Annotated in this window: 1 protein-coding gene; it reads left to right on the forward strand. The window is 65.7% G+C overall.

Translation table 11 applies throughout. From position 1 onward, the window contains the following. Positions 1–644: glycosyltransferase (locus tag A5709_RS12030; protein WP_369827314.1), on the forward strand; the 644-nt coding region annotated here is incomplete at both ends.

Consider the following 644-nt stretch of genomic DNA (forward strand, 5'->3'; position numbering starts at 1 on the left):
ACGCATCCCTCGCCGCGCCGGATCGCCCAGCGAGAGTCGCTGGAAATCCAAGCGTACGACGAGGTTTGCTTTCCCGGACTGGCGGACGAATGGGCGAAATGGGACGGCCTACGGCCGTTTGTCGGGACGCTGACCATGGAGCTGACCACGGATGTCGACGACGAAGTCGCATCGTGGATCGCTGCGGGAACACCGCCGATCTGCTTCGGCTTTGGCAGCACAACGGTCGATTCGCCCGCCGAGACGATCACCATGATCGGCGAGGCCTGCGCGGAGCTGGGCGAGCGGGCGTTAGTGTGCTCTGGCAAAACCGATTTCAGCGGCGGCGCTAATTCGGACCACGTCAAGGTAGTGGGCGCGGTCAATTACGCGGCGGTCTTTCCCGCTTGCCGGGCCGTGGTGCACCACAGCGGCGCGGGCACCACGGCCGCGGGCCTGCGCGCCGGAGTGCCCACATTGAGCCTCTGGAGCATGAGCGATCAAAAGATCTGGGCAGCACAGGTGGATCGGTTGAAAGTCGGTGTCGCCCGCCCGTTTTCCAAAACCACGCGTGAGTCGCTGGTGGCCGACCTGCGCCAGATCCTCTCCCCCGACTACGTCTCGCGCGCCCGCGAGCTGGCCGCTCGAATGACGAAGCCCGCGGA

Origin of the sequence: Mycobacterium sp. E1386, from assembly GCF_001672745.1 — a bacterium.
GTDB lineage: Bacteria > Actinomycetota > Actinomycetes > Mycobacteriales > Mycobacteriaceae > Mycobacterium.